This is a genomic window from Peptoclostridium acidaminophilum DSM 3953 (assembly GCF_000597865.1).
Classification (GTDB): Bacteria; Bacillota; Clostridia; order Peptostreptococcales; family Peptostreptococcaceae; genus Peptoclostridium_A; species Peptoclostridium_A acidaminophilum.
Map to the genome: position 1 here is coordinate 1,432,181 of NZ_CP007452.1, position 25,322 is coordinate 1,457,502.

26 protein-coding genes are annotated in these 25,322 nt (G+C 44.8%); 4 read left to right on the plus strand and 22 right to left on the minus strand.

Going from position 1 to position 25,322, the window contains the following annotated elements; genetic code table 11:
* From rpsU to lepA, 11 genes are all read right to left on the minus strand, one after another.
* Complete coding sequence (gene rpsU / locus EAL2_RS07155; RefSeq protein WP_025435715.1) at nt 1-177, minus strand: 30S ribosomal protein S21; 177 nt, start codon at nt 175-177, stop codon at nt 1-3.
* Between the two features lie 122 nt (nt 178-299).
* The gene (locus EAL2_RS07160; RefSeq protein WP_025435716.1) at nt 300-644 is read right to left on the minus strand and encodes a histidine triad nucleotide-binding protein; all 345 of its coding nucleotides are present in this window, start codon (nt 642-644) and stop codon (nt 300-302) included.
* Nucleotides 645-661: 17 nt separating this feature from the next.
* Nucleotides 662-1,996, minus strand: a complete 1,335-nt coding sequence (mtaB, locus tag EAL2_RS07165; protein ID WP_025435717.1) for a tRNA (N(6)-L-threonylcarbamoyladenosine(37)-C(2))-methylthiotransferase MtaB — start codon at nt 1,994-1,996, stop codon at nt 662-664.
* A 1-nt stretch (nt 1,997) separates the two neighbouring features.
* Nucleotides 1,998-2,753 carry a 16S rRNA (uracil(1498)-N(3))-methyltransferase gene (locus tag EAL2_RS07170; RefSeq protein WP_025435718.1) on the minus strand — a complete coding sequence of 252 codons (756 nt, stop codon included), beginning with the start codon at nt 2,751-2,753 and terminating at the stop codon, nt 1,998-2,000.
* Between the two features lie 2 nt (nt 2,754-2,755).
* Nucleotides 2,756-3,700, minus strand: a complete 945-nt coding sequence (gene prmA, locus EAL2_RS07175) for a 50S ribosomal protein L11 methyltransferase (RefSeq protein ID WP_025435719.1) — start codon at nt 3,698-3,700, stop codon at nt 2,756-2,758.
* A 133-nt stretch (nt 3,701-3,833) separates the two neighbouring features.
* Nucleotides 3,834-4,973, minus strand: a complete 1,140-nt coding sequence (gene dnaJ / locus EAL2_RS07180; RefSeq protein ID WP_025435720.1) for a molecular chaperone DnaJ — start codon at nt 4,971-4,973, stop codon at nt 3,834-3,836.
* A 56-nt stretch (nt 4,974-5,029) separates the two neighbouring features.
* Nucleotides 5,030-6,883 carry a molecular chaperone DnaK gene (gene dnaK, locus EAL2_RS07185; protein ID WP_025435721.1) on the minus strand — a complete coding sequence of 618 codons (1,854 nt, stop codon included), beginning with the start codon at nt 6,881-6,883 and terminating at the stop codon, nt 5,030-5,032.
* Nucleotides 6,884-6,962: 79 nt separating this feature from the next.
* Nucleotides 6,963-7,529 (minus strand): nucleotide exchange factor GrpE, encoded by a 567-nt coding sequence (gene grpE / locus EAL2_RS07190; protein WP_025435722.1) that lies wholly within the window; start codon nt 7,527-7,529, stop codon nt 6,963-6,965.
* A 12-nt stretch (nt 7,530-7,541) separates the two neighbouring features.
* The gene (gene hrcA / locus EAL2_RS07195) at nt 7,542-8,570 is read right to left on the minus strand and encodes a heat-inducible transcriptional repressor HrcA (protein WP_207641136.1); all 1,029 of its coding nucleotides are present in this window, start codon (nt 8,568-8,570) and stop codon (nt 7,542-7,544) included.
* Nucleotides 8,571-8,698: 128 nt separating this feature from the next.
* Nucleotides 8,699-9,865 (minus strand): radical SAM family heme chaperone HemW, encoded by a 1,167-nt coding sequence (hemW, locus tag EAL2_RS07200; RefSeq protein WP_038601929.1) that lies wholly within the window; start codon nt 9,863-9,865, stop codon nt 8,699-8,701.
* 50 nt (nt 9,866-9,915) lie between these two features.
* Nucleotides 9,916-11,718 carry a translation elongation factor 4 gene (gene lepA, locus EAL2_RS07205; RefSeq protein WP_025435725.1) on the minus strand — a complete coding sequence of 601 codons (1,803 nt, stop codon included), beginning with the start codon at nt 11,716-11,718 and terminating at the stop codon, nt 9,916-9,918.
* A gap of 190 nt (nt 11,719-11,908) precedes the next feature.
* On the opposite strand from lepA, the gene rpsT reads away from it, so the two are divergent.
* On the plus strand, nt 11,909-12,181 hold the full coding sequence (rpsT, locus tag EAL2_RS07210) for a 30S ribosomal protein S20 (protein ID WP_025435726.1): 273 nt from the start codon (nt 11,909-11,911) through the stop codon (nt 12,179-12,181).
* 82 nt (nt 12,182-12,263) lie between these two features.
* Here rpsT and holA read toward each other — a convergent pair whose 3' ends face one another.
* Genes holA through EAL2_RS07225 form a run of 3 tightly spaced genes read right to left on the minus strand, consistent with a single transcriptional unit; the run spans nt 12,264 to nt 15,188 of the window.
* Complete coding sequence (gene holA / locus EAL2_RS07215) at nt 12,264-13,301, minus strand: DNA polymerase III subunit delta (RefSeq protein WP_025435727.1); 1,038 nt, start codon at nt 13,299-13,301, stop codon at nt 12,264-12,266.
* On the minus strand, nt 13,279-14,553 hold the full coding sequence (locus EAL2_RS07220) for a ComEC/Rec2 family competence protein (protein WP_025435728.1): 1,275 nt from the start codon (nt 14,551-14,553) through the stop codon (nt 13,279-13,281). The genes holA and EAL2_RS07220 overlap by 23 nt, the downstream gene beginning before the upstream one ends.
* Nucleotides 14,554-14,573: 20 nt before the next feature.
* Entirely contained in the window at nt 14,574-15,188 is a 615-nt protein-coding gene (locus EAL2_RS07225) for a hypothetical protein (protein ID WP_025435729.1), read from the minus strand.
* Nucleotides 15,189-15,326: 138 nt separating this feature from the next.
* Between EAL2_RS07225 and EAL2_RS07230 the strand changes: the two genes are divergently transcribed.
* Entirely contained in the window at nt 15,327-16,037 is a 711-nt protein-coding gene (locus tag EAL2_RS07230) for a tRNA threonylcarbamoyladenosine dehydratase (RefSeq protein ID WP_025435730.1), read from the plus strand.
* Nucleotides 16,038-16,078: 41 nt separating this feature from the next.
* Here EAL2_RS07230 and EAL2_RS07235 read toward each other — a convergent pair whose 3' ends face one another.
* Nucleotides 16,079-16,291 (minus strand): DUF3006 domain-containing protein, encoded by a 213-nt coding sequence (locus tag EAL2_RS07235; RefSeq protein WP_038602561.1) that lies wholly within the window; start codon nt 16,289-16,291, stop codon nt 16,079-16,081.
* 3 nt (nt 16,292-16,294) lie between these two features.
* Entirely contained in the window at nt 16,295-17,179 is an 885-nt protein-coding gene (locus EAL2_RS07240; protein WP_025435732.1) for a ComEC/Rec2 family competence protein, read from the minus strand.
* Nucleotides 17,180-17,418: 239 nt separating this feature from the next.
* Between EAL2_RS07240 and EAL2_RS07245 the strand changes: the two genes are divergently transcribed.
* A complete protein-coding gene (locus tag EAL2_RS07245; protein ID WP_025435733.1) occupies nt 17,419-17,934 on the plus strand; it encodes an ECF transporter S component in 516 nt (171 codons plus the stop codon).
* 148 nt (nt 17,935-18,082) lie between these two features.
* Entirely contained in the window at nt 18,083-19,369 is a 1,287-nt protein-coding gene (locus tag EAL2_RS07250) for a nucleotidyltransferase (protein ID WP_025435734.1), read from the plus strand.
* A 65-nt stretch (nt 19,370-19,434) separates the two neighbouring features.
* Here EAL2_RS07250 and EAL2_RS07255 read toward each other — a convergent pair whose 3' ends face one another.
* The 6 genes from EAL2_RS07255 to EAL2_RS07280 all read right to left on the minus strand — a co-directional run bounded on the left by EAL2_RS07255 (nt 19,435) and on the right by EAL2_RS07280 (nt 25,307).
* Entirely contained in the window at nt 19,435-19,887 is a 453-nt protein-coding gene (locus EAL2_RS07255) for an ATPase (protein ID WP_025435735.1), read from the minus strand.
* Nucleotides 19,888-19,890: 3 nt separating this feature from the next.
* Nucleotides 19,891-20,379, minus strand: a complete 489-nt coding sequence (gene coaD / locus EAL2_RS07260) for a pantetheine-phosphate adenylyltransferase (RefSeq protein WP_025435736.1) — start codon at nt 20,377-20,379, stop codon at nt 19,891-19,893.
* A 1-nt stretch (nt 20,380) separates the two neighbouring features.
* The gene (rsmD, locus tag EAL2_RS07265; protein ID WP_025435737.1) at nt 20,381-20,935 is read right to left on the minus strand and encodes a 16S rRNA (guanine(966)-N(2))-methyltransferase RsmD; all 555 of its coding nucleotides are present in this window, start codon (nt 20,933-20,935) and stop codon (nt 20,381-20,383) included.
* A 35-nt stretch (nt 20,936-20,970) separates the two neighbouring features.
* A complete protein-coding gene (gene recG, locus EAL2_RS07270) occupies nt 20,971-23,037 on the minus strand; it encodes an ATP-dependent DNA helicase RecG (RefSeq protein WP_025435738.1) in 2,067 nt (688 codons plus the stop codon).
* A gap of 77 nt (nt 23,038-23,114) precedes the next feature.
* A complete protein-coding gene (locus EAL2_RS07275; RefSeq protein WP_025435739.1) occupies nt 23,115-23,585 on the minus strand; it encodes a HEAT repeat domain-containing protein in 471 nt (156 codons plus the stop codon).
* Nucleotides 23,586-23,696: 111 nt separating this feature from the next.
* Nucleotides 23,697-25,307 carry a DAK2 domain-containing protein gene (locus EAL2_RS07280; protein ID WP_025435740.1) on the minus strand — a complete coding sequence of 537 codons (1,611 nt, stop codon included), beginning with the start codon at nt 25,305-25,307 and terminating at the stop codon, nt 23,697-23,699.
* Between the last annotated feature and the right edge of the window lie 15 nt (nt 25,308-25,322).

Below are 25,322 nucleotides of genomic sequence, written 5' to 3' on the forward strand. Positions count from 1 at the left end.
CTATTTGCTTTTCTTTTTTCTTCCGGCCTTTAGTTTCTTACGCTTCTCACTAGGCTTTTCGTAATGTTCTCTTTTTCTTATCTCAGACAGTATACCAGATGTAGCACATTCACGTTTAAATCTTCTAAGAGCGCTATCTAAAGTCTCATTCTCTTTGATTTTTATTTCTGCTGGCATTCTCTTCCCTCCCTCCATTACTAACAATACTGCTTCAATTATAGCATTGAATAAGCTGTGAAAATTGATGAATTCCGTACCTAGTCATTATAATACAAATCATGTACTTCTTCAACCCTTTTTTAACCTGGAGGCCATGTAAGGTTTCTTCCGGCAAGCACGTGATAGTGGAGATGGTCGACCTCCTGGCCGCCGTTTTTGCCGCAGTTTATTACGACCCTGAAACCGTCGGCAGCTATACCCTCGTCAATTGCAATCTTTTGTATTACAGAGCAAATGTGGGCTGTTATGTCCATATCCTCGGCCGGTATGTCCATTATGCTGACATAATGCTTTTTGGGCACGACCAGTATGTGTAGGGGCGCCACTGGCTTTATATCCCTGAAAGCCAAGACCTTTTCATCCTCATACACCTTGTTTGAAGGAATTTCTCCGCTTGCTATCTTGCAAAAAATGCAGCTGTTCACAAAAGCCACCTCCCAAATTATTTTGTTGTATACTCTTGCTTTATTATTCCATGTATATGCTCGCCCTTTACTTCACTTAGCTCAATCTTCTGCATACTGCCTTCAATGTCCGTCACGCTGCTTGCACACACCTTGACATAATTGGAGGTATGCCCTTCGAAAATGCCCTCGCCTGCCATCTGCTCGAAAAGCACATTTTCAGTCTCTCCTATCATTTTTTCCATGAACTCGCGCTGATTAGAGCTTGAAAGCGAAATGAGCCGCTCGCTTCTTTCCTGCTTTTTTTGAGGATCAACCTGATCGCCCATAGCGGCGGCAGGTGTACCCTTGCGCGGAGAATACTTGAATATGTGCATTTGGTAAAGCTTGACTTCCTTTAGGAATTCATATGTAGCTTCGAATTCCTCGTCTGTCTCACCCGGAAAGCCTGCGATTATATCGGTTGTGAGCGCCACATTGTTGAAGCTCTCCCTGAGCTTTCCAATTATAGCTTTAAGCTTTTCGGTCGTATATCTTCTGTTCATCCTTAAAAGCGTTTCATTGCAGCCGCTTTGTATTGATAGGTGGAAATGCGGACATACCTTTTCCAGCTTTGAGAGCTCATATATAAACTCGTCTGTGAGCATGTCGGGCTCTACTGAGCTCATCCTGATTCTTTCTATACCGCCTATTGAATGCACAGCCTTTATTACATCCAGGAAGCCTGACGTCTTGAGGTCCTGTCCATAACATGCAACGTTTATGCCTGTCAGCACTATCTCCTTGAATCCTAACTTGGCAAGGCGGCTGACTTCATCTACTATGTTGTCTATGCGGCGGCTTCGTATGCTTCCTCTGGCGTATGGTATTATGCAATAAGAGCAGAACCTGTTGCAGCCGTCCTGCACCTTTACAAACGCCCTTGTCTTGCCGCTTGCGCCCTCTATATGCATCTCTTCGAATTCCATTGGCTTCATTACGTCTTCCACTCTGCTCAGCTTCTCGCCAGGCATTGCGCTCTCGAGTATCTCGACTATCCTGGACTTGTCCTTAGTCCCCACTATGACGTCTACCTCCGGTATGCTTATAACTTCGTCGGGAGCCACCTGAGAATAGCATCCCGTCACTGCTATAACTGCATCAGGACTCATGCGCCTTGCCCTTCGCAGAAATTGCCTCGACTTCTTGTCGCTCATGTGGGTTACTGTGCATGAATTTATGATGTATATGTCAGCCTTTTCATTCGCATCCACAACAGTGTAGCCGCTGTTTCTGAAAAGCTCCTCCATGGCCGTTGTCTCATACTGGTTGACCTTGCACCCTAGAGTCAATATTCCTACTGTTTTCGGGCGCTCGCTGTTAATATCCTTCAAATTACACAACTCCTCCTAAATCCGAAAGCTCGTAAAGCACTATGGCCGAGCTCACAATTGCCGCCGTTTCTGTGCGCAGTATCCTGTTTCCAAGAGTCACAGGAATTACGCCTTTTGCTGAAAGCATTTCGATTTCAAACTCCTCGAAGCCACCTTCGGGTCCTATGAATATACCTATGCTTTCCGGCCTTTCCTCAAGGTTCCTTAGCACGCTTCCTATTGGATTGGCCCTCTCATTCTCGTATGGGACGATGTTTACATCGTTCCTTTCTATGTCATTTATGGCCTGAGCTATGCTCATTGGCTGCTCAAGGCTTGGCAATACGCCTCTTTTGCTCTGCTTTGCGGCGCCCAGGATTATTTTCTCCCATCTGTCCGCTTTTTTGAGCTCGCTCTTTGAATCCAGCTTTACAATGCTTCTGGCCGTCTCAAGTGGAACTATTCTTGAAACCCCTATCTCTGTAAGCTTTTGAACTATGAGTTCAAACTTTTGAGCCTTGGGCAGTCCCTGATAAATCGTCACGCTGAGACCGGGTTCCCTTTGTACATGGATTTCTTCAAGGAGCTCAAGCTGCACTTCCTTTTTTGATATACTGCTTATCTGGCATATGAACTCCCTTTGCCTGCCGTCACAGATCTCGAGCTTTTCTCCCTCTTTGAGCCGCAGCACTTTTGAGATATGCTTTACCTCTTCCTCATCGCTTATGCTGCATATCCCGTTTTCATAGTCTATATTGTCAGCAAAAAATCTGTCCAAAGCTACTCACCCTTTTTGGCAACAACAGCTGCCCATTCTCCAAGCTTCTCAACCTTTATTATCTCAAAACCGTTTGCCACGAGTGCCTCCCGGACTAAGTCGAGTTTTTCGTGTATTATTCCAGAGGATATGAATATCCCGCCCGGCCTTATTACCTTTGGCACATCCTTTGAAAGCATTACTATGACGTCTGCTATTATATTAGCAACAACTATATCTGCGCTGTCCTCGACTACCTCCAGCAGGTTTCCCAGCCTTATATCCACTGCGCCTTCGACTCCGTTGAGAACTACATTTTCACGTGCGACCTTTACAGCCACCTCGTCGAAGTCCCCGCCTATTACCTTGCGGGCTCCGAGCTTTGCCGCCACAATCGATAGTATGCCGCTGCCGCAGCCTATGTCAAACACGGTCTTTTCAGGAGTTACATATTCTTCGAGTGCCGTTATGCACATCATTGTAGTTTCATGCGTGCCTGTGCCGAATGCCATGCCCGGATCAAGTTCTATGACAAGCTCTCCCTCTGCCCTGGAATATTCTTCCCATGAAGGCTTTATAACTATCCTTTCGCCGACACTTGTAGGCTTGTAGTACTTTTTCCACGAGTCAGCCCAGTCGCTGTCGTCCACTTCGCTTATTTCAACGCTGCCTTCGCCTATTTCAAGGCCGTATTCAGGAAGCCTCTTTATTTTTTCCCTTATCATCTCAAGCTCGGCCACAACGTTTTTTTCTTCAGCAAGATAAGCCTTGATTACAACGCCCTCGTAGCCTGAGTCGAATATGTTGTTTTCATCCAGGTAGTCCCACGCCTTGTCTTCCTTTTCCTGAAACAAAAAGTCATTTGGATCTTCTATAACTATTCCACCTACTTCCGCCTCGTATAATATACTCGTGACAGCCTCTACAGCTTCTGTTGTAGTCTTTATTGTTATTTCGGTCCATTTCATAGAGATCCCTTCCTTAAAAAAGTATTTTTCAGGTATGAATTGCTTTAAATATTATATAACATACGGTTTTTTTTTGCCATATTTTATGTCTGCTTGAAACATATAAAAAATAGAACTTTCTAAAAAGAAAGCTCTATTTCAGTTTGTCTTTTACCTTCTCGAAAAAGCCCTTCTTCTGCTCGTGGACTTCCTCGCCGGTCTCCTTTGCAAAATCCCTTAGTATGTCTTTTTGCTTTTCCGAAAGGTTCTTTGGAACCTCGACTATGACCTTGACATACTGGTCTCCTCTTGCTCCGGTCCTAAGGTGAGGCACGCCTTTGCCCTTTAGTCTGAATACTGTTCCCGACTGAGTCCCCTCGGCCACCTTGTATTTGACCTTGCCATCGAGGGTAGGCACTTCTATCTCATCGCCCAGAGCCGCCTGAACGAACGTTATAGGTATGTCATAGTATATGTCATAGCCGTCCCTTTTGAAGAGCATATGCGGCTCGACTGATATGGCTACGTAAAGGTCGCCTCTTGGGCCGCCCCTTAGGCCGGGTTCGCCCTCTCCTGAAAGTTTTATTACCGAGCCGTCGTCAACGCCGGCTGGGATTTTTATTTCAATCTTCTTAGTCTTTCTTACCCTTCCTCTGCCCTGGCAGTTCTCGCACGGCTGCTCAACTATTGTGCCTTCGCCCCTGCAGGTGTGGCAAGTTGTAGCACTTACCATTCTGCCAAACATCGTATCCTTATAAGTCTTTATCTCGCCGCTTCCGCCGCATGTCGGGCAAGTCTTTCTTGAAGTGCCCGGCTTAGCGCCGCTTCCGCCGCAAACCTCGCACTCTTCCTGCCTGTCTATTTTTATTTCCCTGTCGACACCAAATGCCGCTTCTTCAAATTTTATTCGAACATCATATCTGATGTCGTTTCCTTTTTGAGGTGCGTTTCTCCTTCTGGCGCTCCCTCCAAAACCTCCACCGAACATGTCTCCGAACACGTCGCCGAATATGTCTTCAAAGCCTCCAAAGCCTCCGCCAAAGCCGCCACCCTGGCCGAATCCGCTTCCGTCCACTCCGGCATGCCCGAACTGGTCATACGCCCTTCGCTTTTGAGGGTCTGAGAGCACTTGGTAAGCATCGTTTATTTCCTTGAACTTTTCTTCCGACTCCTTGTCGCCTGCATTCTTGTCAGGGTGGTACTTCATGGCAAGCTTTCTGTATGCCTTTTTTATCTCCTTCTCATCGGCGTCCTTTGACACCCCGAGCGTTTCATAGTAATCCCTCTTACTCAATAACCGTCACCGCCTTGCCGAAATAATGGCTTGTGGAAAACCACAAGCCATTCAAATTATTTCTCATCGTCAACTACTTCGTAGTCCGCATCCACTACGTCATCGGCCTTGCCTGAAGCTTGCCCTTCGCCTGCAGCTCCTGCTTGTGCATCACCTGCATGCTTTGAAGCTTCCTCATAAAGCTTTTGCGAAATAGGATGCATCTTGTTCATAAGCTCTTCCATAGCTTTTTGTATAGCCTCTGCGCTTGAATCCTGATTGTCCTTGACTTTTCTTAACTCTTCTATTGCCTCTTCAACCGCCTTCTTATCTGCATCAGAGACTTTGCCTTCAACTTCCTTGAGTGTCTTTTCAGTCTGATATATTGTTGACTCTGCATGGTTTACAGCTTCAATCCTGTCTTTTCTCTCCTTGTCCTTTGCCGCGTTCATTTCAGCCTCTTTAACCTTTTGCTGTATCTGATCCTCTGTAAGGTTTGTAGATGATGTTATTGTTATGGCCTGCTGCTTTCCTGTTCCAAGGTCTTTTGCCGTAACGTGAACTATGCCGTTGGCATCTATGTCGAATGTAACTTCTATTTGTGGTATTCCCCTTGGTGCCGCAGGAATGTCTGTGAGCTGGAATCTTCCAAGAGTCACGTTGTCAGAAGCCATAGATCTTTCTCCCTGGAGTACGTGTATATCAACTGCCGTCTGATTGTCGGCCGCAGTCGAGAACACCTGTGACTTCTTGGTAGGTATTGTAGTGTTTCTTTCAATAATCTTTGTCATTACTGAACCCAGAGTTTCTATTCCAAGCGAAAGCGGAGTCACATCGAGCAGCAGCAGATCGTGCTTTACTTCGCCGCCAAGTATACCACCTTGTATTGCAGCTCCCACAGCAACACACTCGTCCGGATTGATGCCCTTGTCAGGCTCTATCCCTAGAAGACTCTTTATGGCTTCCTGAACTGCCGGCGTACGAGTTGAACCTCCAACAAGAAGCACCTTGTCAAGGTCTGAAGGCTGAAGCCCTGCATCCTTAAGTGCGTTTCTTGTAGGCTCCATGCTCTTTTCCACAAGATCTGCAGTCAGCTCGTTGAACTTTGCTCTTGTTATGTCCATATTGAGGTGTTTAGGTCCTGTATTGGTAGCAGTAATGAAAGGCAGGTTTATGTTTGTTGTCATGACGCTAGAGAGCTCTTTCTTTGCCTTTTCTGCAGCCTCTCTTATTCTTTGAAGGCTCATCCTGTCAGCTCTAAGGTCAACGCCTTCAGCCTTTTTAAATTCGTCAGCTATATAATCCATAAGCCTCTGGTCGAAGTCGTCCCCGCCAAGGTGGTTGTTTCCGCTTGTAGCAAGAACCTCTATAGCTCCGTCGCCTATCTCTAGTATCGAAACGTCGAATGTTCCTCCGCCAAGGTCGAATACGAGTATTTTTTGCTCCTCGTGCGCCTTGTCTAGTCCGTAAGCAAGAGCTGCGGCAGTAGGCTCGTTTATTATCCTCACTACGTTAAGCCCTGCAATTCTTCCCGCATCCTTTGTCGCCTGTCTTTGGGCGTCAGTAAAGTATGCCGGCACTGTAATTACAGCGTCGTTTACAGGCTCTCCAAGATAGCTTTCTGCATCGGTTTTAAGCTTTTGGAGTATCATAGCAGATATCTCCTGTGGCGAGAGATCCTTGCCGTCTATGTGAACCTTATGGTCTCTTCCCATCTCTCTTTTTATAGACATTATAGTTCTTTCTGGATTTGTAACAGCCTGCCTTTTTGCCGGCTCTCCAACTATCTTTTCCCCATCCTTGCCAAACGCCACTACGGAAGCAGTAGTCCTAAGGCCTTCTGCGTTAGTTATTACTACAGGCTCTCCGCCTTCTACAACTGCAACGCACGAGTTAGTCGTTCCAAGGTCAATTCCTATAATTTTTCCCATGTCACCATTCCTCCTAAAATAATTGATTTCTGAGATTTATGATGTAATCTTTATTTGTTCAACTGCAATATACAGTTTATCACTTTGATACCTTTACCATCGAAGGCCTTATGACCTTGTCTGATAACTTGTAGCCGTTTTGAAACACCTCTACGACTATGCCTGATTCCACACCGTCCCTTTCTTCGTTCATCACTGCGTGATGAACGTTCGGGTCGAATTCGCAGTCCACAGCGCTTATCTTTTCTAGCCCGAATTTGCCAAGTGTGTCTGTCATCTGCTTGAGAACAAGCTCCACTCCGCTGTATACCGAGCTTTCCTTTTCATGCTCGGCGCACGAAATCAGCGCCCTTTCCAGATTATCTATTACCGGCAGGAGCTCGGTCATTATCTTTTCGTTTGCGAAAACCGAAATCTGGTCCTTTTCTTTTTCAACCCTTCTTTTGAAGTTGACAAAGTCGGCCTGAAGTCTCTGGAGAGTATTCTTTAGTTCCTGGATTTCGATGTCCCTTGGGTCGCTCACTTGCGCAAATTCCTCTTCAAGCTCACTCTCAGTCGGCGCAAATTCCTCTTCAAGCATCTCGCATTCGGCAACTTGCTCCTGCTGATCGTCCACCGCTTGTTCAAACTCTTTTTTGTTCTCCAATTTTCACACCCCTTAAAATTCACTTTTTATAAAACTGTCCAACCTTTGAGAGACATAATTCATGATTGAAAATACTCTCGAATAATCCATCCTCGTAGGGCCTATAACTCCTATTTTCCCTATGGTCTTGTCGCCCAGCTTGTATGTTGCTGTCAAGATGCTGCAATCCCTGGAAATGTCGCATAGATTTTCTGCCCCAATAAGTATGTTTATGTTCTCCCTTTGAATTCCAGCTGAATTTAATATCTGCTGCATTGTATCCTTCTGGCTTAGCATGTCAAAAAAAGCCCTTGCCTTCGATATATTGTTGAATTCAGGAAAGTCGAGTATGTTTGTCTTTCCTTCAGCAAGTATCTCTATATCCTCAAGCACTGGAGAATTCATGCCTATGCCTTCAAGCAGCTGATCCAGGAATTCGCTGTATTCATATATTTTTGTCTTCAGATAGCTTATGAATCCAGAGTCAATCTGCTCTATTGTTTTTCCAGAAAGCCTCTCGTTTAGCATTGATGATATTATGTTGAGTTTGTCCTGACTTATTTCAAGCTTCGTATTCAGAATCAGATTCTTTATGATCCCGCTCTCCATAACTACTATGAGCATTATGCTGCTTGCGCTCACAAATACAAGCTGGAGATTCCTGATTTTGCTTTCGTTGAACTTGGGTGTCAGGGCTACTGCCGTATAGCTGGTAAACTCAGACATGAGCCTAAGCGCATCGTCGAGGAGCTTTTGGACCTCGCCATGTTTTCTGAAAAGCGAATCATCTATAGCCCTTTTTTGTTTCCCGTCCAGTATCCCTTCCTGCATCATGCTCTCGACATAGAGCCTGTAGCCCTTTTCTGTAGGAATTCTTCCAGACGACGTGTGTGGCTGCGCCAGATATCCCAGCTCTTCGAGATTTGACATTTCATTTCTTATTGTGGCTGCGCTTATATTGAGGTCATGATTTTGCGAAACACTCTTGGAGCCAATGGGCTCCGCGGAGAATATATAATCGTTTATTATGGCCTCAAGTATTTTTAACTTTCGTCCACTCAAATTCATAATGACAAAACACCCCTATGTTTGTAAAAAGGCTTCTGCGTCTGTTTTTTAGCACTCGGCTCACAAGAGTGCTAGCGTCTTCTTTTTTAAAATATCACTATTAGTTTTTTTTGTCAAGATTATTACTGAGCTTCATCTTCAAGCAAAAATTCCACAAAAACAGAGTTGCTAAGATCAATGCCTCTGTTAGTCAGGGCAATCATTTCACGTTCATCCTTATAAATCCTTTTAAGCAGCTTGCGGCTTATCAGCATTTCAACCTTCTCAGCATATATTCCGTTCAAATCTGCTCCTAGCTTTTTTGAAAGCTCCCGCATGTCAATGCCTTCGTTCATTCTAAGCCCCATGAACATGGCTTCTTCGATTTTTTCTGCCAGGGAGAGTGTTTTTTCACCCTCAACCGGCAGGAAGCCCTTGTCTATGCTTTCAAAGTATTTTCCCAAGCCTTCGAAGTCAGAAAATCTTTTGCCGTCTATATACGAGTGCGCACCGGGGCCTACACCGAGGTAGTCTCCGCACTTCCAGTACATTATGTTATGTCTCGACTCGTAACCCGATTTTGAAAAGTTGGATATTTCATACTGGGCGTATCCCTTTTTGAAGAGCATGCTCCTGCATGCATGGTACATCCTCCTGTCCGTCTTTTCGTCGAGCTCACTCAGTATCCCCTGTTCGATAAGGCTTTGCACCTTGGTCCCTTCCTCAACTATGAGCGAATATGCAGAGATGTGCTCCGGCTCCAGTCTTGTGACATTGCCGAGAGTGTCCATCCACTCGCCTAGTGTCTGTGTTGGAATCGAAAACATAACGTCTATGCTTATGTTTTCAAAGCCCGCCTTCCTGGCCTGATTATAATTTTCAACGAAATCCTCATATGTGTGAATCCTGCCCAGAAGCTCCAGCAAGCGGTTTTGAGCGGCCTGCAGCCCCATGCTGAGCCTGTTTATTCCAATGCTCCTCATGTCCTTTAGCTTGGCTTCGCTCAAGGTCTTTGGGTTCGCCTCCATTGTGATTTCAGCTCCGGGCTCGACGTCAAAACTCGAGTGTATCTCATCCATAAGCTCTGACATTTCACTTGAATGGAGCAGGCTGGGAGTTCCCCCGCCTATGAATATGCTGCTCAGCGACTTGTCCTTTAGCCTGCATGCATGCATGCTCAGCTCCTTAAGCAGATATTTTGTGTATACCTTCCTTTCGTCAATTACGTTTTCCACGCAAAACGAATTGAAGTCGCAGTAGCTGCATTTTTTTATGCAAAACGGAATGTGCACGTATAGTCCTATTCCCATATCGATTGCCTCCCCTGGCATAAAAATAAAAATTGGGCATAGCCCAATTTTTATTTTTCAACCTTAAGCACTGACATGAACGCCTTTTGAGGAACCTCGACAGAACCTACCTGTCTCATTCTCTTCTTGCCCTCTTTTTGCTTTTCAAGAAGCTTTCTCTTACGAGATATGTCTCCGCCATAGCATTTTGCAAGCACGTCTTTTCTGTAAGCGCTTATTGTCTCTCTCGCTATAATCTTGTTTCCTATTGAAGCCTGTATAGGAATAATGAACTGGTGCTTTGGTATCTCTTCCTTAAGTTTTTCACACATGGCCTTGCCCCTCTTGTAGGCTCTGCTCTCGTGCACTATGAAAGAAAGCGCATCCACCTTTTCCTTGTTTATCATTATATCCAGCTTTACAAGATCGGATTCTCTATATTCCTTGAACTCGTAGTCGAACGAGCCGTATCCTCTTGTCCTTGTCTTTAGAGCGTCAAAGAAATCGTATATGACCTCATTCAGCGGCAGCTCGTAGTGGAGCATTACCCTCTTTGTGTCTATATACTCCATGTCTATCATGCTGCCCCTTCTCTCCTGGGAAAGCTCCATAACCGCCCCAACGTAATCTGAAGGCACTATTATGTCGGCCTTCACTATCGGCTCGTCTATATGCGACACTTCTGTTGCCGGCGGAAGATCCGAAGGGTTTTGTATCATTATAATCTCGCCGCTGTTCATATACACCTTGTACAGAACCGACGGCGCCGTAGTTATTATGTCCAGGTCAAACTCCCGCTCGAGCCTTTCCTGCATTATCTCCATGTGAAGAAGTCCCAGGAAACCGCATCTAAAGCCAAAGCCCAGCGCCGCCGAAGTCTCCGGCTCGTATTCAAGCGCAGCATCGTTTACCTGAAGCTTTTCAAGCGCGTCCCTGAGGTTTTCATATTTCTCTCCCTCTCCAGGATAAATTCCGCAGTAAACCATCGGAATCGCCTTCTTGTAGCCTGCAAGTGGATCTGGTGTGGGATTGTCGGCGTCGGTTATTGTATCTCCAACGCGGCAGCTTCTGATTTCCTTTATGCTTGCAGCCACGTAGCCAACCTCTCCCGCTCTCAGCTCGTCCACAGGGGTCTGGCCGGGAGCCATAACACCTACCTCAGTTACTTCAAACATCTTGCCTGTGGCCATCATCTTTATCTTCATGCCCTTTTTCAGCTTGCCCTCGAACACCCTTATATAGCCAACTACGCCCTTGTAGCTGTCGTAGTATGAATCGAACACGAGTGCCTTGAGCGGCTTGTCATAGTCGCCGCTTGGCGGCGGCACCTTCGTAACAATTGCCTCGAGCACATCTTTGATGTTGAGACCCTCCTTGGCTGAAATCAAAGGCGCATCATGAGCCTCAAGGCCAATTATTTCCTCTATTTCAGTCTTTATTTCCTCCGGCCTTGCGCTTGGCAGGTCTATCTTGTTTATCACCGGTACAATCTCAAGGTCCTGGTCAAGTGCAAGATATACGTTAGCCAGAGTCTGGGCCTCAACGCCCTGCGCCGCATCGACTATCAGCAATGCGCCTTCGCAGGCTGCAAGGCTCCTTGAAACCTCGTAGTTGAAATCCACGTGCCCCGGAGTGTCTATGAGGTTTAGCACATAATCCTCTCCGTCATCTGCTCTGTAGGTTAGCCTCACGTTCTGAAGCTTTATTGTTATTCCTCTTTCCCTTTCAAGATCCATGTTGTCAAGAAGCTGAGCCTTCATCTCCCTTAGCGACAGAAGCCCCGTATATTCTATGAGCCTGTCAGCAAGAGTTGATTTCCCGTGATCTATGTGAGCAATAATACTGAAGTTTCGTATCCTGCTTTGGTTGTACATTAAATGATAATCTCCCTTCATGAGTGTTTTTCGACTAATTTTTATTATACATATAGGCCCGCCTATTATCAAGTAAACTGTTATTCAGGTGCAATTTTAGATATATAATTTTCCTTGATTTTTTATTGCTTATTTGGTAAAATTGTCTTTGTTGAAATTTATTAAGTAAATAAAGTAGGGGGTGAACAATTTGGCTAATATTAAATCAGCTAAGAAGAGAATAAAGGTTATAGCAAAGAAAACTCTGGCTAACAAGATAAGAAAGTCTGAAGTTAAAACTGCTATAAGAAGATTTGAAGAAGCTATAACTGCTGGCAACATAGATGAGGCTACTTCAAGATTCAGATTCGCTGAAAAGAAGCTCTATCAAACAGCTGCAAAAGGAACAATACACATGAACGCAGCGGCAAGAAAGGTTTCTCAGCTTGCAGACAAGCTTAACGCGGCTGTGTCTGGAAAGTAGTAAATCTATTTGATCTGGATAAAGTCTCAACACCCCATTTCGATATTCCCCGAAAAAAATCCCCAGTAAGCCTGGGGTTTTTCTATTTTTTGAGACAAAGCTCGGCTATGAGAATCTCGATCCCCATCCTTTCGCCTATAAGCCCGCTTTTTATATTCAAATCGGTCTGTGCGCACTCGTCTATGGCTCTTGATACCTGATTGCCTGAAAAAGCCGTTCCCTCAGAGAGGGCCTTGCCTGCCACAAAAGGATGTATCTCAAGCTTTTGCGCTATTTGCTTCGGCGAATAGCCCGCTTCCTTGAGCTCCCTTGTCTGCAGCATTAGTCTTAGCTGCCTGGCTATCATTGAGAGCACCATCATTGCTGAGGTTCCCTGCACCGTCATTTCGTCGAATATCTTTATCGCCTCCGCCGCCTGTTTTTTTCCTATGCAGTCTATAAGCTTGAATATGTCGTTTTCAAGGGAAACCGCTGCAAGCTTTTCAATTGAGGCTTTTGTAACCTCGTTGCCGGGCGAAATGTACGAGCATATTTTCATCATCTCGTTTTCTATATCCTGCAACGTCTTCTGAGAATTCTTGCTCTCGTAATCAGACAGCTTCAGAAAATATACTATATCAGAAATGCTTATGATCATATTTCTGCTTTCAAACTGAGCCTTGGCCCAGCTTATCAACTCGTTGCCGCGCAATTTGTCGCAGTCGAGAGAAGTTCCAAGCTTTGTAAAAGCCTTTGCCAGCTTCCTCCTGCCGTCGATATCACCATGCACCGAAAACACAAGCACCGTTGTCTGGGGGATGCTGGCTAGATATTCAATGAGCTCCGCCTCTTGTTCCTCCGAAAAAATTTTGCGTTTGCCCTTTAGCAGCTCCGTTTCCTTTACAAGCACTAGTCTTCTCTGGTCCATAAACGGCAGGGTCTCGCATGCCTCTTTTATTTTTGAAAGGCTCGTTTCAGACCCGTCAAGTATAGCCATGTTGAACTCTGCAAAATCCTTTATCAGTGTGCTTTTCAGCTTGTGTATTATTTCTTCTATAATATACACTTCTCTGCCGTACAAGAGGTATGCCGGTTTAATCCTGTTCTCTTCTATCTGCCTATTCATATCCTTTAGCTGCATTCATTTGCTCCTTTACCCTGCGCGATTCATAATATATGACGAATGCCACTGCTGCCATGTAATATATAATCACAAGCGGCATTGACGGCTCACTTACTTTCATGCTCGCAAAACTCATGTCAGAAAGCTTCATTGATACTATTGCGCTGTAGTCTACAATTAATATTACAATTTCCGATACAAAAATAGAAGACCTTAAGCTTACAAAAGACAAAAAAATGCATGAAAGCGAGCCTGCCATGAGCAAAGGCACCAGCGGAACCACCAGTACATTTGCTACAGGCGATATCAGCGATACATTCTTGAATACAGCATATGTAACTGGCCATGTCATCATGTTAGCGCTCAGAGTCATTGAAAGAGGAGCGAATCCTACTTTTTTTTGCAACAAATCATAAAACGAGCATACGGAAAATACTGCTGAAAACGAGAGCAAAAATCCCGCGTCGTATATCACATAGGGATTTTTCAGCATCAGCACTATTGCGGTCGCGTAAAGCGCACACTTGAGATCATACTCGCATCCTGCGAAAAAGGCAATCTCACTTATTATGAAAAATAGGGCCGCCCTTGTAACCGAAGGTGTGAAACCCGTCATGAATGCATACATTATCAAAAACAAAGTGATTCCAAACACCCTGAGCGTATTCCCTGCTTTTTTCAGCAGCAACGATATCATTGCGCACGTTATTCCAACGTGGAGTCCCGAAACTGCGAAAATATGCATTATCCCCGTGTCTGAAAATGCATCCAAAAGCTCGCTGTCCATCGCTGATTTGTCACCGAAGAGAATTCCCTTTAAAAACGGAGCGCGGGATCCAAATATCATTTCTATATTTTTGTAAACCCGAGCCTTTATTATACCCGAATAAAAGTACAGATTCTTCTCAACGCCTATGTATTCTATGGAGCTGGCATACACAACGTACGTATAGCCTTTGGCTCTTAGAACTCTTCCGTAGTCAAAGCCTTCTATGCTTATTTCCCGGAAATTCTTGAGCCTTCCTCTCACGTCAAGCACATCCCCCATCTTGTATTCCTTCTGCCTGCCGTAATCTGAGATTAAATATGGCCCGATTTTATATTCATTGCACCTTTCCTTGAGCGCAACATTTTCAACCGTCCCCCTTATATTCACACCGGATTTGGCTGCATCGCCTGTATTCCGTTTGTCTGCGCCCGTATAGGCAATGCATATCAAAATGCAAGCGATAAATATTGCTGCTATTGGCCTTCTTGTAAAATAGCTCATGACATCACCCGCAAATTATATTACAACTTTTTGTCGAACAGTCCCCCGCTGCCGTGCAGAAAATTGATTATGTCAGTTTTCGCATTTTCCAAAATGCTATGTACTTTTTTCAAAAGCCCCAACTCCGGATCAAATATGGTTTCAGCCGACATTGTCCCGTTTTCCAGCGACTGCCTGAGCAGCTTTTCATCTATTACAAATTTTGAATCCATAAAGCTTATTCCAAGCTTTGCTATGTGGCTATACTTATCGGAAAGCGCAGCCACCTTTTTGAAGCCGTATCCGCCCGCAAACGAATCCATGACCTTTATCGTCTTTATTGCACTGTTTATATTGTTTATAGCCTCCACTATCTTTCCGTACAAGTCGTCGCACTCACCCGGCGTGTCCCTGATCTGTTTCTTGATACTGTATTCACTCACCGAAAAATCGTCCATGCTCTTTTTTGCCTTCTTAAGATGCTCATAGAAGGTGTCGCTTTCAATGGTATAGTTCTGGCCTGCATTTGCAGTTTCATTCTTTACCTTTCCGACGCTTTTAATGGCATCAACATCCCTTACTGAACCGCTTACTGTTTTTCTCTCAACATCGAATATCTTTATCCTGTCGCCGCCTATCCCCGAAATCCTGTTCACGCCGCACCTCCCCCAAGAAATAGTTTCATGCTTTATATATTCTTACCATAATAAATGCACAATAATCCCAATTGCAATTTTTGTCATATAAATGATAAAATATATATAGACATACATGAATTTGACTGGAGGAGTATTATGACAGATTCTGTTTTTCAAAGAACAGAAATGCTAATTGGCAGCGAAAATTTAAACAAGCTCAGAAATTCCAGCGTGCTTGTGCTTGGAATAGGAGGCGTGGGCGGATTTGCCGCAGAAGCGCTGGCGAGAGCCGGCGTAGGCCATCTTACACTCGTCGACAAGGACTCCGTTGACGTGACAAATATTAACAGGCAGATAATTGCGCTTCATAGCACAGTCGGAAAAAACAAGGTTGAAGTAATGAGAGAGCGAATAGCTGATATTAGCCCTATCACCCGCGTTGATGCCTTCGCAGCAAGATACGACAGCGATACTTCCGAAGCCATACTCAGCGGTAGCTATGACTATGTAGTTGACGCCATAGACATGGTTTCCTCCAAGCTGGATCTCATAGAAAAATGCTATTTCAGAGATATTCGCATAATCAGCTCAATGGGCATGGGCAACAAGCTGGACCCTACAAAGATAAGCGTAAGTGACATATACAAGACTACAATGTGCCCGCTTGCAAGGGTCATGAGAAAAGAGCTGAAATCCAGGGGAGTTAAAAAACTGGAAGTCGTTTACTCCACTGAAAAACCACAAGAGGTGATGGCTTTTATCCCTGAAGGTTCTAAAAAACCATCACCGGGCAGCATATCGTTCGTTCCTTCCGCTGCAGGTCTTGTAATGGCTTCTGTAGTTGTAAACAATCTTATGGCAATATAGAATGGCTCCTAAGCCATTCTTTTTTTATTGAAAATTTTTCTTCACTCAAAAAGCTCATTCATCAACTTTTCAGCCTCTTCTTTTCTGTCTTTTGTATCACAAGCATCTATTGACACTTTTTCTCCTTCTATTACAAGTGAGTCGCCTTCCCTGGCATTCTCAGGCAGCAGCTCCCTTCCTATTTCGACAAATCTCCCGTCTTCGAGCTCCACAACTGCAACTTCGCCTTCAAACCTGTCAATCACGCCTCGCATCACCTACTTCCCCTCCCCGTAATAATTGTATGTACCCTGTTTTTTGTCTGCCCATATTTTTTTGCCGTCACAGTAGAATGCAATGCTTCCCTGCTCGTCTGTCCGATATATCAGAATCGACTGCGCCTTCAGCAGCTCGAGCGTCTCCTTGTGCGGGTGCCCATAGCTGTTTTTGAGCTTTGCAGATATTACTGCCACATCGGGTGATACAGCCTTTATGAACTCCTCGCTAGATGATGTCGAGCTCCCGTGATGACCCAGCTTGATTAAGTCGCTGTCGATATTTTCGCCTGCTCCCAGAATTTCAAGCTCGTTTTGCACCTCTGCGTCTCCCATAAACAGGAAACTCTTATCCGAGTATTCAAGCCTTGCAACAGCCGACCAGAGGTTGTTGTCGTCTGAATATGTGCTCCTGGGATTTAAAAATTTCCCCTTAACCTCACTGCCAAGCTTGAAATCGACTCCCGCCTTAGCCTCCTTCACCTTGAGGCCATTTCTTTTGGCTGCATTAAGCACGTCAAGAAATGTATTTGTGGTATGCGACTTTCTGGGCATATAGAAATCAACTATTTCGAAGCTGTCTATTATTGTGTCGAGTCCGCCTATATGGTCGGCATCCGGGTGGGTTCCCACAAGTATGTCTATAGTGCTTACGCCCCGCTTTTTTAAATAATTCGCGACAACATCTCCCGCCGAATTGTCTCCCGCATCTATGAGCATTGTTTTCCCATCGGGTGACATTATAAGCGTAGAGTCTCCCTGACCCACATCTATAAAATGTACCTGCATAAGGCCTTCATTCTCCACAAAAGAGCATGACGACAAAATTGCCGCAGCTACTATTACAAGCACAATGCTTTTCAATCTATTGGTAAGTCCCAATCCCATTTTATATCTCCTCTTAATCTTTGTTGTTTTTCCTGTGCTTCGCCGTGACCATACTACCATTTCCATTATATCCAATTACCCTGCGGATTAACACAGTTTCCTCCAGTATTATACACTTCTTGCTTGCTGTCTGAAATTTATATAAATTGTATGGGTACGAATTGTATTGAATGCGCACAATAGCGTATGTATAATTATTTTGTAATGATAATTAATTTATAAATCGAGGTGGAATAATAATGAATATGAACGTAAAACAAATTACACTGCTCGGACTCATGACTGCTGCGGTCTGCATAGGAACCATGGTGATAGTAATTCCAATACCAGCTACAAACGGCTATATAAACATTGGTGACAGCGTCGTGTTCCTTACTTCAATACTGTTTGGTCCTGTTGCCGGCATGGTTGCCGGTGGAGTCGGCTCGGCTCTTGCAGATCTTCTCAGCGGATATGCTCACTGGGCTCCTTTCACTCTCCTTATAAAAGGACTTGAAGGACTGCTTGTCGGACTGCTTATGAAAGGTGGCATGTCAAAGCTTAGAATGGGTGCTTCTACATTTGCAGGCGCGTGCCTCATGGTGACTGGCTACCTGTTTGCAGGTGCAGTTCTTGAAGGCAGCATACTAGTTTCCCTCAGATCGGTGCCTGCCAACATAGTTCAGGGCGTTGCCAGCATGCTAATAGCTGTTCCCGTTTCAATAGCGATAGCAAAGACAGCCTATGTAAGAAAAAACAGCTTTATGAAAAACTAATCCCTGATACAATATTACATGAATCTTGTTATATCCGCCTCCAGAAGGCGGATATTTTTTTATTGTCCTTTATTCAGACGCTAAGGTACAATAGCATTATCGCATCATTTATGCTTCATAAAATACTTGTTACGCGGGAGGGCAGACCATGAAGGTTCTAGGCCTTATAACGGAATACAATCCCTTTCACAACGGGCATGCATACCATCTGGATGCTTCAAAAAAAGAGACCGGGGCTACGCACACAGTCGCAGTCATGAGCGGACATTTTCTCCAAAGGGGCGAACCTGCCATCTTCGACAAGTGGACAAGAGCCAAAATGGCAGTTATGGCCGGTGTAGACCTTGTGCTCGAGCTTCCAACAGCCTACTCTTCACAAAGCGCGGAGCTGTTTGCGTATGGCTCAGTACTCACACTCGATTCCATACGTATTGTAGACAGCATATGCTTTGGGAGTGAATCCGGCGACATATCCAGACTGAGCGCCGTGGCAAATATCCTTGAAAACGAGCCGAGTAAGTTCAAAGTCCATCTGAAAGAAAAGCTCGACTCGGGCCTGACGTTTCCAAGGGCCAGAGAGGCCGCTCTCGGCCTTTTCCTGGACTGCGGCACCACCGCATACGGCCTTTGCGCAAATGATGCGTTGGGCATACTGAGAAGTCCAAACAACATACTCTCTATAGAATATTTAAAAAGCCTGTCGCGCCTTAGAAGCAGTATAAAGCCCGCCACCATACGCCGGATAGCCGCCGACTATAACAGCACACAGATTTCAGGCAGCATATGCAGTGCCACGGCAATAAGGGAATGCCTCAAGCAGGGCTCCTCTTTGGAAGCGATATCCTCAGTGGTACCATCAGCATCATATTCTCTTATGCACTCAGTAGCCGCAGCCGGCCTTACACCCGTAACCGAAAATTCTCTCCTCGAGCTGCTCTCTTATGCCGTGATATCGAAATCAGACACACTCTCAAGCTACTGCGATATCCGGGAAGGCATGGACAACAAGATCAAATCAGAAATAAGACGGGCACCGTCTTATGATGAGCTGCTCTCAAGTCTCAAATCAAAGCGCTACACAATGACTGCCATTAAAAGAATGCTCATGAACATACTCCTTGGAGTAAAAAAAGCTGATGTTGAAGTGTTCAGGCGTCTTAGCTCTGTCCCTTATATAAGAATACTCGCTTTTAACGACAAGGGCACGGAGCTGCTGAAAAAAATCAAGCACAGCTCGAAGGTTACCATTATAAACAAGGTTCCCAGGCTGGATTCAATCAGTGATGAGACTGCGCGCAAAATGCTCCAGTATGACATTGATTCCACAGACATATTCAACATAATCTATTATGCGGGTTGCAAGCACGCTCTCAGGGGCTCGATGGACTATATCATTTCGCCTGCGTACCTTAGCAAAAAAGACAGGGATTTCTAATCTGCCGATTTGGAATCCCTGTCTTTTTTGATGTCACATCAATTTAATTATAATATTAATATGTATTATTCCTTTGCTATTCTACCCAGCTCAACTCTATTTTGCGAAACCGTGCTGATCAGCTTCTCCAGGTTGTCCTGCACGCCTTTCAGAAGATCATCTGCGTATTCATTGGCTCCCATCCTTATATCCTTGGACAGCTTCTGGGCCTCGAGTATCATTTCATCAGCATGCTTCTTGGCTTCTTTTATTATTTCGCTGGCTTCGACTTTTTCCTGAACATAGGATTTTGCATTTTCAATTATCGAATCAGCCTCATGCTGCGCCTCCAGAAGCAGTCTTTGTCTTTCCCTGTTTATCCATTCGGCCTGCTTGATTTCGTCTGGCAGCTGTATCCTGACCTCTTTTATTATCTCAAGCGCCTCCTTCTTGTCTAGAAGAACCTTGCCTCCAAACGGTATAGATGAACTCTCATCTATAATGTCTTCAAGTTCCTCCAACAGCTTTAGAACCTCCATATTCTACACATCCCCTTTTAGCTTTTTGTTTAATTCGTTTAAAACAATATCAGGAACAAACTCACCTATATCTCCATTAAGGCTTGCAACCTCTTTCACAAGACTTGAGCTCAAGAATGAGTATTGGGTGCTTGTAGTAAGAAATATGGTTTCAACCTCCTGGTTGAGCTGCCTGTTCATCTGAGCCATCTGAAGCTCGTACTCAAAATCAGATATTGCCCTTAATCCCCGTATGATTGCATTTACTTCCTTGTCCTTGCAATAATCTACAAGCAGTCCTGAAAACATATCCACCTCAACATTGGGTATGTCATTTGTTATAAGCTTAAGCATGTCGACTCTTTCATCTATTGTAAACATGCTTTTTTTGCTCTGATTTTTCAGTACTGCCACTATAAGTTTGTCAAACAGCTTTGAGCCCCTCACTATTATATCAAGATGCCCTTTTGTTATAGGATCGAAACTCCCTGGATATACTGCTATTTTACTCATTCTAATCCTCCAGTTCAAAAAAAGAAACTGCTACAATGCCGTATTGTCTGGTCTTGTACATTGCAAGGCTGCCATATCTGTTCAATATCTCATCTGTCTTTTCATGCTCGACAACAACAACAGCTTTGCTTGAAAGTATGTCGCTGCTGAGAATCGCATCCAGAATCCAAGGTACCATGTCCCTGCTGTAAGGCGGATCAAGAAAAACTATGTCGAATTTCTCTCCCCTTAGCCTGGAAACGGCCGCACCGGCTTCAAGCATGTATACATCGGCTTTTTCAACGAGTCTGGTCTTTTCCAGGTTCTCTTTAACAATTTTGATGCTGGCGGCGTCCTTGTCTACAAAAACGCACCTGGAGGCCCCCCTTGAAAGCGCCTCTATGCCCAGCGCTCCGCTGCCTGCAAACAAGTCGAGAACCCTGCTCCCGTATATATCGATGTCTGAATTCAGTATATTGAATATGGATTCCTTAACCCTGTCAAGAGTCGGTCTTGTGCTTAATCCTTCCAGCGACTTTAGCTTAGTCCCTCTTGCTGTACCTGAAACAACTCTCATGACTCTGCTCCTTATATTTTAACATATATTGCTTACTAATTAACAAAAATATCGGCTTCATCCGCTGCTTCCGCCATTACCGCTGCCTTCAGATTGGTATTCTGAGCACCCTCAAGCTCAGCGTCGGCTTCAAACAATTCCTTTGCGCATAACTTTGCAGCTTCGAGTATTTTGACATGCCTGCTGATATCCGCGAGCTTGAACTTGAAATATCCATGCTGCCTGATACCTGAGATTTCACCTGGTCCCCTCATGAGCATATCCTTTTCGGCTATTTCAAAACCGGAATTGCTCTGCACCAGCACATTTAATCTCTCGCTTTCGTCGTTTCCACCCTGCTGAATGAGCATGCAGTATGAATCACATTCTCCTCTCCCCACCCTGCCTCTTAACTGATGCAGCTGAGAGAGACCAAATTGCTCTGCGCCCTCAATTATTATAACACTTGCATTCTTGACATCTATGCCCACCTCAATTACCGTTGTCGAGACTAGCACATCTGTTATGCCGTTTTCAAAATCAGCCATTACAGCCTGCTTTTGCTCCTGAGGCAGCCTTCCGTGCAGCAATGCAACTTTGTGTCCTTTGAAAATTCCGGCTTCTAGCTCAGCATATACGTGCTGTACTGAAATAGACTTGTTCTTTTCATCCGAGGCTTCTATCAGCGGGCACACTACATATGCCTGTCGCCCTGATTTTATTTGCTCCAGGGCAAATGCATACGCCTTTTGCCTGTCTCTTTTCTTGAATAGCTGTGTCCTTATCGCCTTTCGTCCTTTTGGAAGCTCGTCTATTATGCTTATATCCATGTCTGCATATGCGGCCAGCGCCAGGCTCCTGGGTATGGGTGTAGCAGACATTGAAATGAAGTGAGGACTTTCGCCTTTTTCGGCAAGCATGAGCCTTTGCCTTACTCCGAATCTGTGCTGTTCGTCTGTCACTGCAAGCCCCAGTCTTTTAAGCCTTATTCCCGGCTGAATGAGAGCGTGAGTGCCTACTAGAATATCTATATCCCCGCTCCCGAGTTCCTCATATATGCTTTCCTTTTCAGCAGGCCTTGTGCTGCCCGTGAGCAGCCTTATTTTTATAGCTTCATGCGAGAGCATTTTTTTTATGGAATTGAAATGCTGGTTTGCAAGCACTTCAGTGGGTACCATCATTATGCTCTGAAATCCATTGAGTACGCAATTGGCCATGGGAATGCCCGCCACCACGGTTTTTCCCGACCCAACATCGCCCTGTATCAGCCTGTTCATAGCGTTTTGCCCCTGCATATCCTCGAAAATATCGTCCATAGCCCGCCTTTGCGCATCCGTAAGTGAAAACGGAAGCCTTTCGATTATTCCGGGTATTGCTGGCGAAACAGCCATTCGAACGGCGTTGTTGCTTCTGAGTTTAAAGCCGTTATAAATGGCCTTGCATACCATCAAAAAAAACTCTTCAAATATGAGCCTGTATAGGGCTATCTTAAGGGCATCCCTGCTGCTTGGGGCATGGATATTCTCTATGGCGTATCGTACGCTGCAAAGCTTATGCCGCTTTCTTATGTCTGCTGGAATGACATCCTCCATTCCACCTGGTTCGCCCTGCCTTACAATGTCGTCTAAGGCTGCTTTTTCAATTTTTTCTATCTCATTGCTGCTGAGCCCTTCAGTAGACGGATATACAGGCACTATCCTACCTAGTGCAGACTTATCGGCACTTGCAAATTCAATTACAGAGCACTCGATTTCTGTTGATTTTCCGTTTTTTTTCACCTTGCCGTATGCTTTTATTTCTTGCCCCACCTTGTAGCCCCTCAGTAGATGCTCTCTGTTGAAAAAAATCAGATCAACTCGAGCTTCATTGTCACTTACGGCTATCTTAATGATGCTCAAATTCTTTTTCAGTTTTTTGTTTTCGACCCCTGTGATTCTGCCCTTTACGCAGGCTTTCTCTCCTGCTTTGAGCCTTGAAAGCTGGGTGAAGTGGCTCCTGTCCTCATATGTCCTTGGAAAGTAGTGGAGCAAGTCCTCTATTGTATATATTCCAATGCCATTTAGCCTGTTTTGCTTTTTAGGACCCACGCCACTTACAATTTGCACGCTGTCAGAAAGCTTCACTCAAACACCCCTTGGCTAATTCTTCTTCGCAATAATTATAGCATGAAAAAGCTTAAGCGCCTACATCAGAGCTCCATTCATTTGACATGCTGCTTTTTTTGTCTTCTCCTCACATCGCTGTATACCTGGCTTATCCATTCCTCGAATTTGTCGCTTTTATAGTACTCCATTATGTCGTAGAGTTCCGGATCCTGATCTTTAAGCAGCTGCATGACTTTTGAAATTTCGAGTTCAGCCTCATCAGCATTCATCCGCCTAAATACCTTGCTTGCCCTGTGCATGTATACTTCGAAGTCAGGAACCCTTGTACCTCCATAGTCCGCATCTTCTCCAAAAACCTCTAAAGCCCGAATGGCCTGTATCCTCACTTCCTCTATTGCATCAGTTTCAGCCAGCCTTGAGAGTATTTCCCTGGACCTTCTGCAGTTCCACTTGCGAAGTTCGTCTATTGCAAGTATCCTAACGCGCCAGCTGCTTTTGTCTCTTGCCATGCTTTCAAGCTCTTCAATATTCGGAGGAGTTGCTCTAATTGTTTCATACTTGCTCACAGCGCACCCCCTGTAGATTTTCTTATAATTATTCCCTAAAAGCTACATGCTATTCATTTTTTTGTTTATTGAAAAAGAGCCTAACAGGCTCTTTGGGATTTTGATTGAAATTTATTCAGCGGACATTATATAGTAGTAGACCGGCTGGCCTCCATGATAAATCTCCACCTCTGCATTAGAAAATCTTTTTTGCGCCGACTGCTTGAGCCTGTTTGCCATTTCCTCGCTCAAGTCTTTGCCATAGAATATGCTCACAATCTCATCATCCTCTGACACTATAGCCTCAAGCACTTCCATGGCCACGCTGTTTATGTCGCTTCCTGTACTCCTTAGCTCACCCTGAGATATCCCTATTATGTCGCCTTCCTTTATGGCTTGACCGCCTATGGATGTGTCCCTGACTGAAAATGTGACATCTCCTACCTTGACACTTTCTATCGCGTTGCGCATATTATCTACATTCTGTTGCAAATCCCCGTCGGGATTCAGAGCAATTATGGCGTCAAATGCCTGCGGGATGTTTTGGGTTGGAATGACAGTTACGTTCTTTTGGCTTAACTCCTTTGCCTGATTTGCAGCCATTATAATGTTCTTGTTGTTTGGAAAAACTATTATGAATTCGGCATCAACCTTGTCTATGGCTTCAATAAAGTCATTCGTGCTTGGGTTCATTGTCTGTCCGCCCTCTATTACACGGTCTGTGCCAATATCCTTGAAAATAGAGGCTATGCCTTCACCGGCTGCCACGGCAATTATTCCATACTTTTTGAAGTCCTGTTTCTCTTCCGCGGCTTCGCCCAGTATTCTGTTTTCGTGCTGGAGCCTCATATTCTCTATCTTTATGCTGATGAGCTCACCATATTCAAGAGCCCTTTGAAGCAAATATCCCGGCTCATTCGTATGTATATGTATCTTGATGAGATCTTCATCGCCTACGGACATTATGCTGTCTCCCTTGTCCTCAATGAGCCTTAGCATTCCCTCGCTGTCGATCTTGTCCGTTTTGAGTATGAACTCGGTGCAATATGTGAATTTAATCTCCCCTTGCATCGAGTGCAGCTCCACTTCAACCTTTTGATGTTCTTCCATTTGTTTTTCGACAGGCCTGCCTGCCAGGGCCTTATGCATACCTTCAAATATGAGCACTATTCCCTTTCCACCTGCATCTACGACATTGGCCTCCTTGAGGGTTGCAAGGAGATTCGGTGTGTTTTCAAGGGACAACTGTGCCTTTTGCACAATGTTTTCGAAAAATTCAAGTATGCTTGTCTTTGTCTTGAGCAGCTCCAGGGACTGTTCCCCTGTCTCCCTTGAAACGGTGAGTATAGTCCCTTCCACAGGCTTGATAACAGCCTTGTAAGCCATCTGGGCAGCCTGATTGAGTGCCTGGGCAAAGTCGAATATGTTAAGGCTGTCCTTGCCCTCTATTGAGTTGGCAAATCCCCGCAGAAGCTGCGAAAGTATTACTCCAGAGTTGCCCCTTGCGCCCATCAGAGAGCCTTTCGAAATCGCTCTTGCTATTTCGCTAATTGTAAGTGGATTACCGGAAATCAGTTCTTCTACAGCAGCATTCATCGTAAGCGACATATTGGTTCCTGTATCCCCGTCCGGCACAGGAAAGACATTTAGTTTGTCTACAAGTTCCCTGTGATTTTCAAGGTTGTTGGCTCCTGATATTATCATCTCCGAAAGCTGTTTTGCGTCTACAAATTCTTGGTTCAATTCCACTACCTCCAG

Excerpts from the sequence above, each read along its gene's own strand:
- rpsU (WP_025435715.1), bottom strand. The coding sequence starts at position 177 with ATGCCAGCAGAAATAAAAATCAAAGAGAATGAGACTTTAGATAGCGCT.
- prmA (WP_025435719.1), bottom strand. The coding sequence starts at position 3,700 with ATGAAATGGACCGAAATAACAATAAAGACTACAACAGAAGCTGTAGAG.
- dnaK (WP_025435721.1), bottom strand. The coding sequence starts at position 6,883 with ATGGGAAAAATTATAGGAATTGACCTTGGAACGACTAACTCGTGCGTT.
- hemW (WP_038601929.1), bottom strand. The coding sequence starts at position 9,865 with ATGGGAATAGGACTATACGTGCACATTCCGTTTTGCATAAAAAAATGC.
- lepA (WP_025435725.1), bottom strand. The coding sequence starts at position 11,718 with ATGTACAACCAAAGCAGGATACGAAACTTCAGTATTATTGCTCACATA.
- holA (WP_025435727.1), bottom strand. The coding sequence starts at position 13,301 with ATGCAGCTAAAGGATATGAATAGGCAGATAGAAGAGAACAGGATTAAA.
- EAL2_RS07220 (WP_025435728.1), bottom strand. The coding sequence starts at position 14,553 with ATGAGCTATTTTACAAGAAGGCCAATAGCAGCAATATTTATCGCTTGC.
- EAL2_RS07230 (WP_025435730.1), top strand. The coding sequence starts at position 15,327 with ATGACAGATTCTGTTTTTCAAAGAACAGAAATGCTAATTGGCAGCGAA.
- EAL2_RS07235 (WP_038602561.1), bottom strand. The coding sequence starts at position 16,291 with ATGCGAGGCGTGATTGACAGGTTTGAAGGCGAAGTTGCAGTTGTGGAG.
- EAL2_RS07240 (WP_025435732.1), bottom strand. The coding sequence starts at position 17,179 with ATGGGATTGGGACTTACCAATAGATTGAAAAGCATTGTGCTTGTAATA.
- EAL2_RS07245 (WP_025435733.1), top strand. The coding sequence starts at position 17,419 with ATGAATATGAACGTAAAACAAATTACACTGCTCGGACTCATGACTGCT.
- EAL2_RS07250 (WP_025435734.1), top strand. The coding sequence starts at position 18,083 with ATGAAGGTTCTAGGCCTTATAACGGAATACAATCCCTTTCACAACGGG.
- EAL2_RS07255 (WP_025435735.1), bottom strand. The coding sequence starts at position 19,887 with ATGGAGGTTCTAAAGCTGTTGGAGGAACTTGAAGACATTATAGATGAG.
- coaD (WP_025435736.1), bottom strand. The coding sequence starts at position 20,379 with ATGAGTAAAATAGCAGTATATCCAGGGAGTTTCGATCCTATAACAAAA.
- rsmD (WP_025435737.1), bottom strand. The coding sequence starts at position 20,935 with ATGAGAGTTGTTTCAGGTACAGCAAGAGGGACTAAGCTAAAGTCGCTG.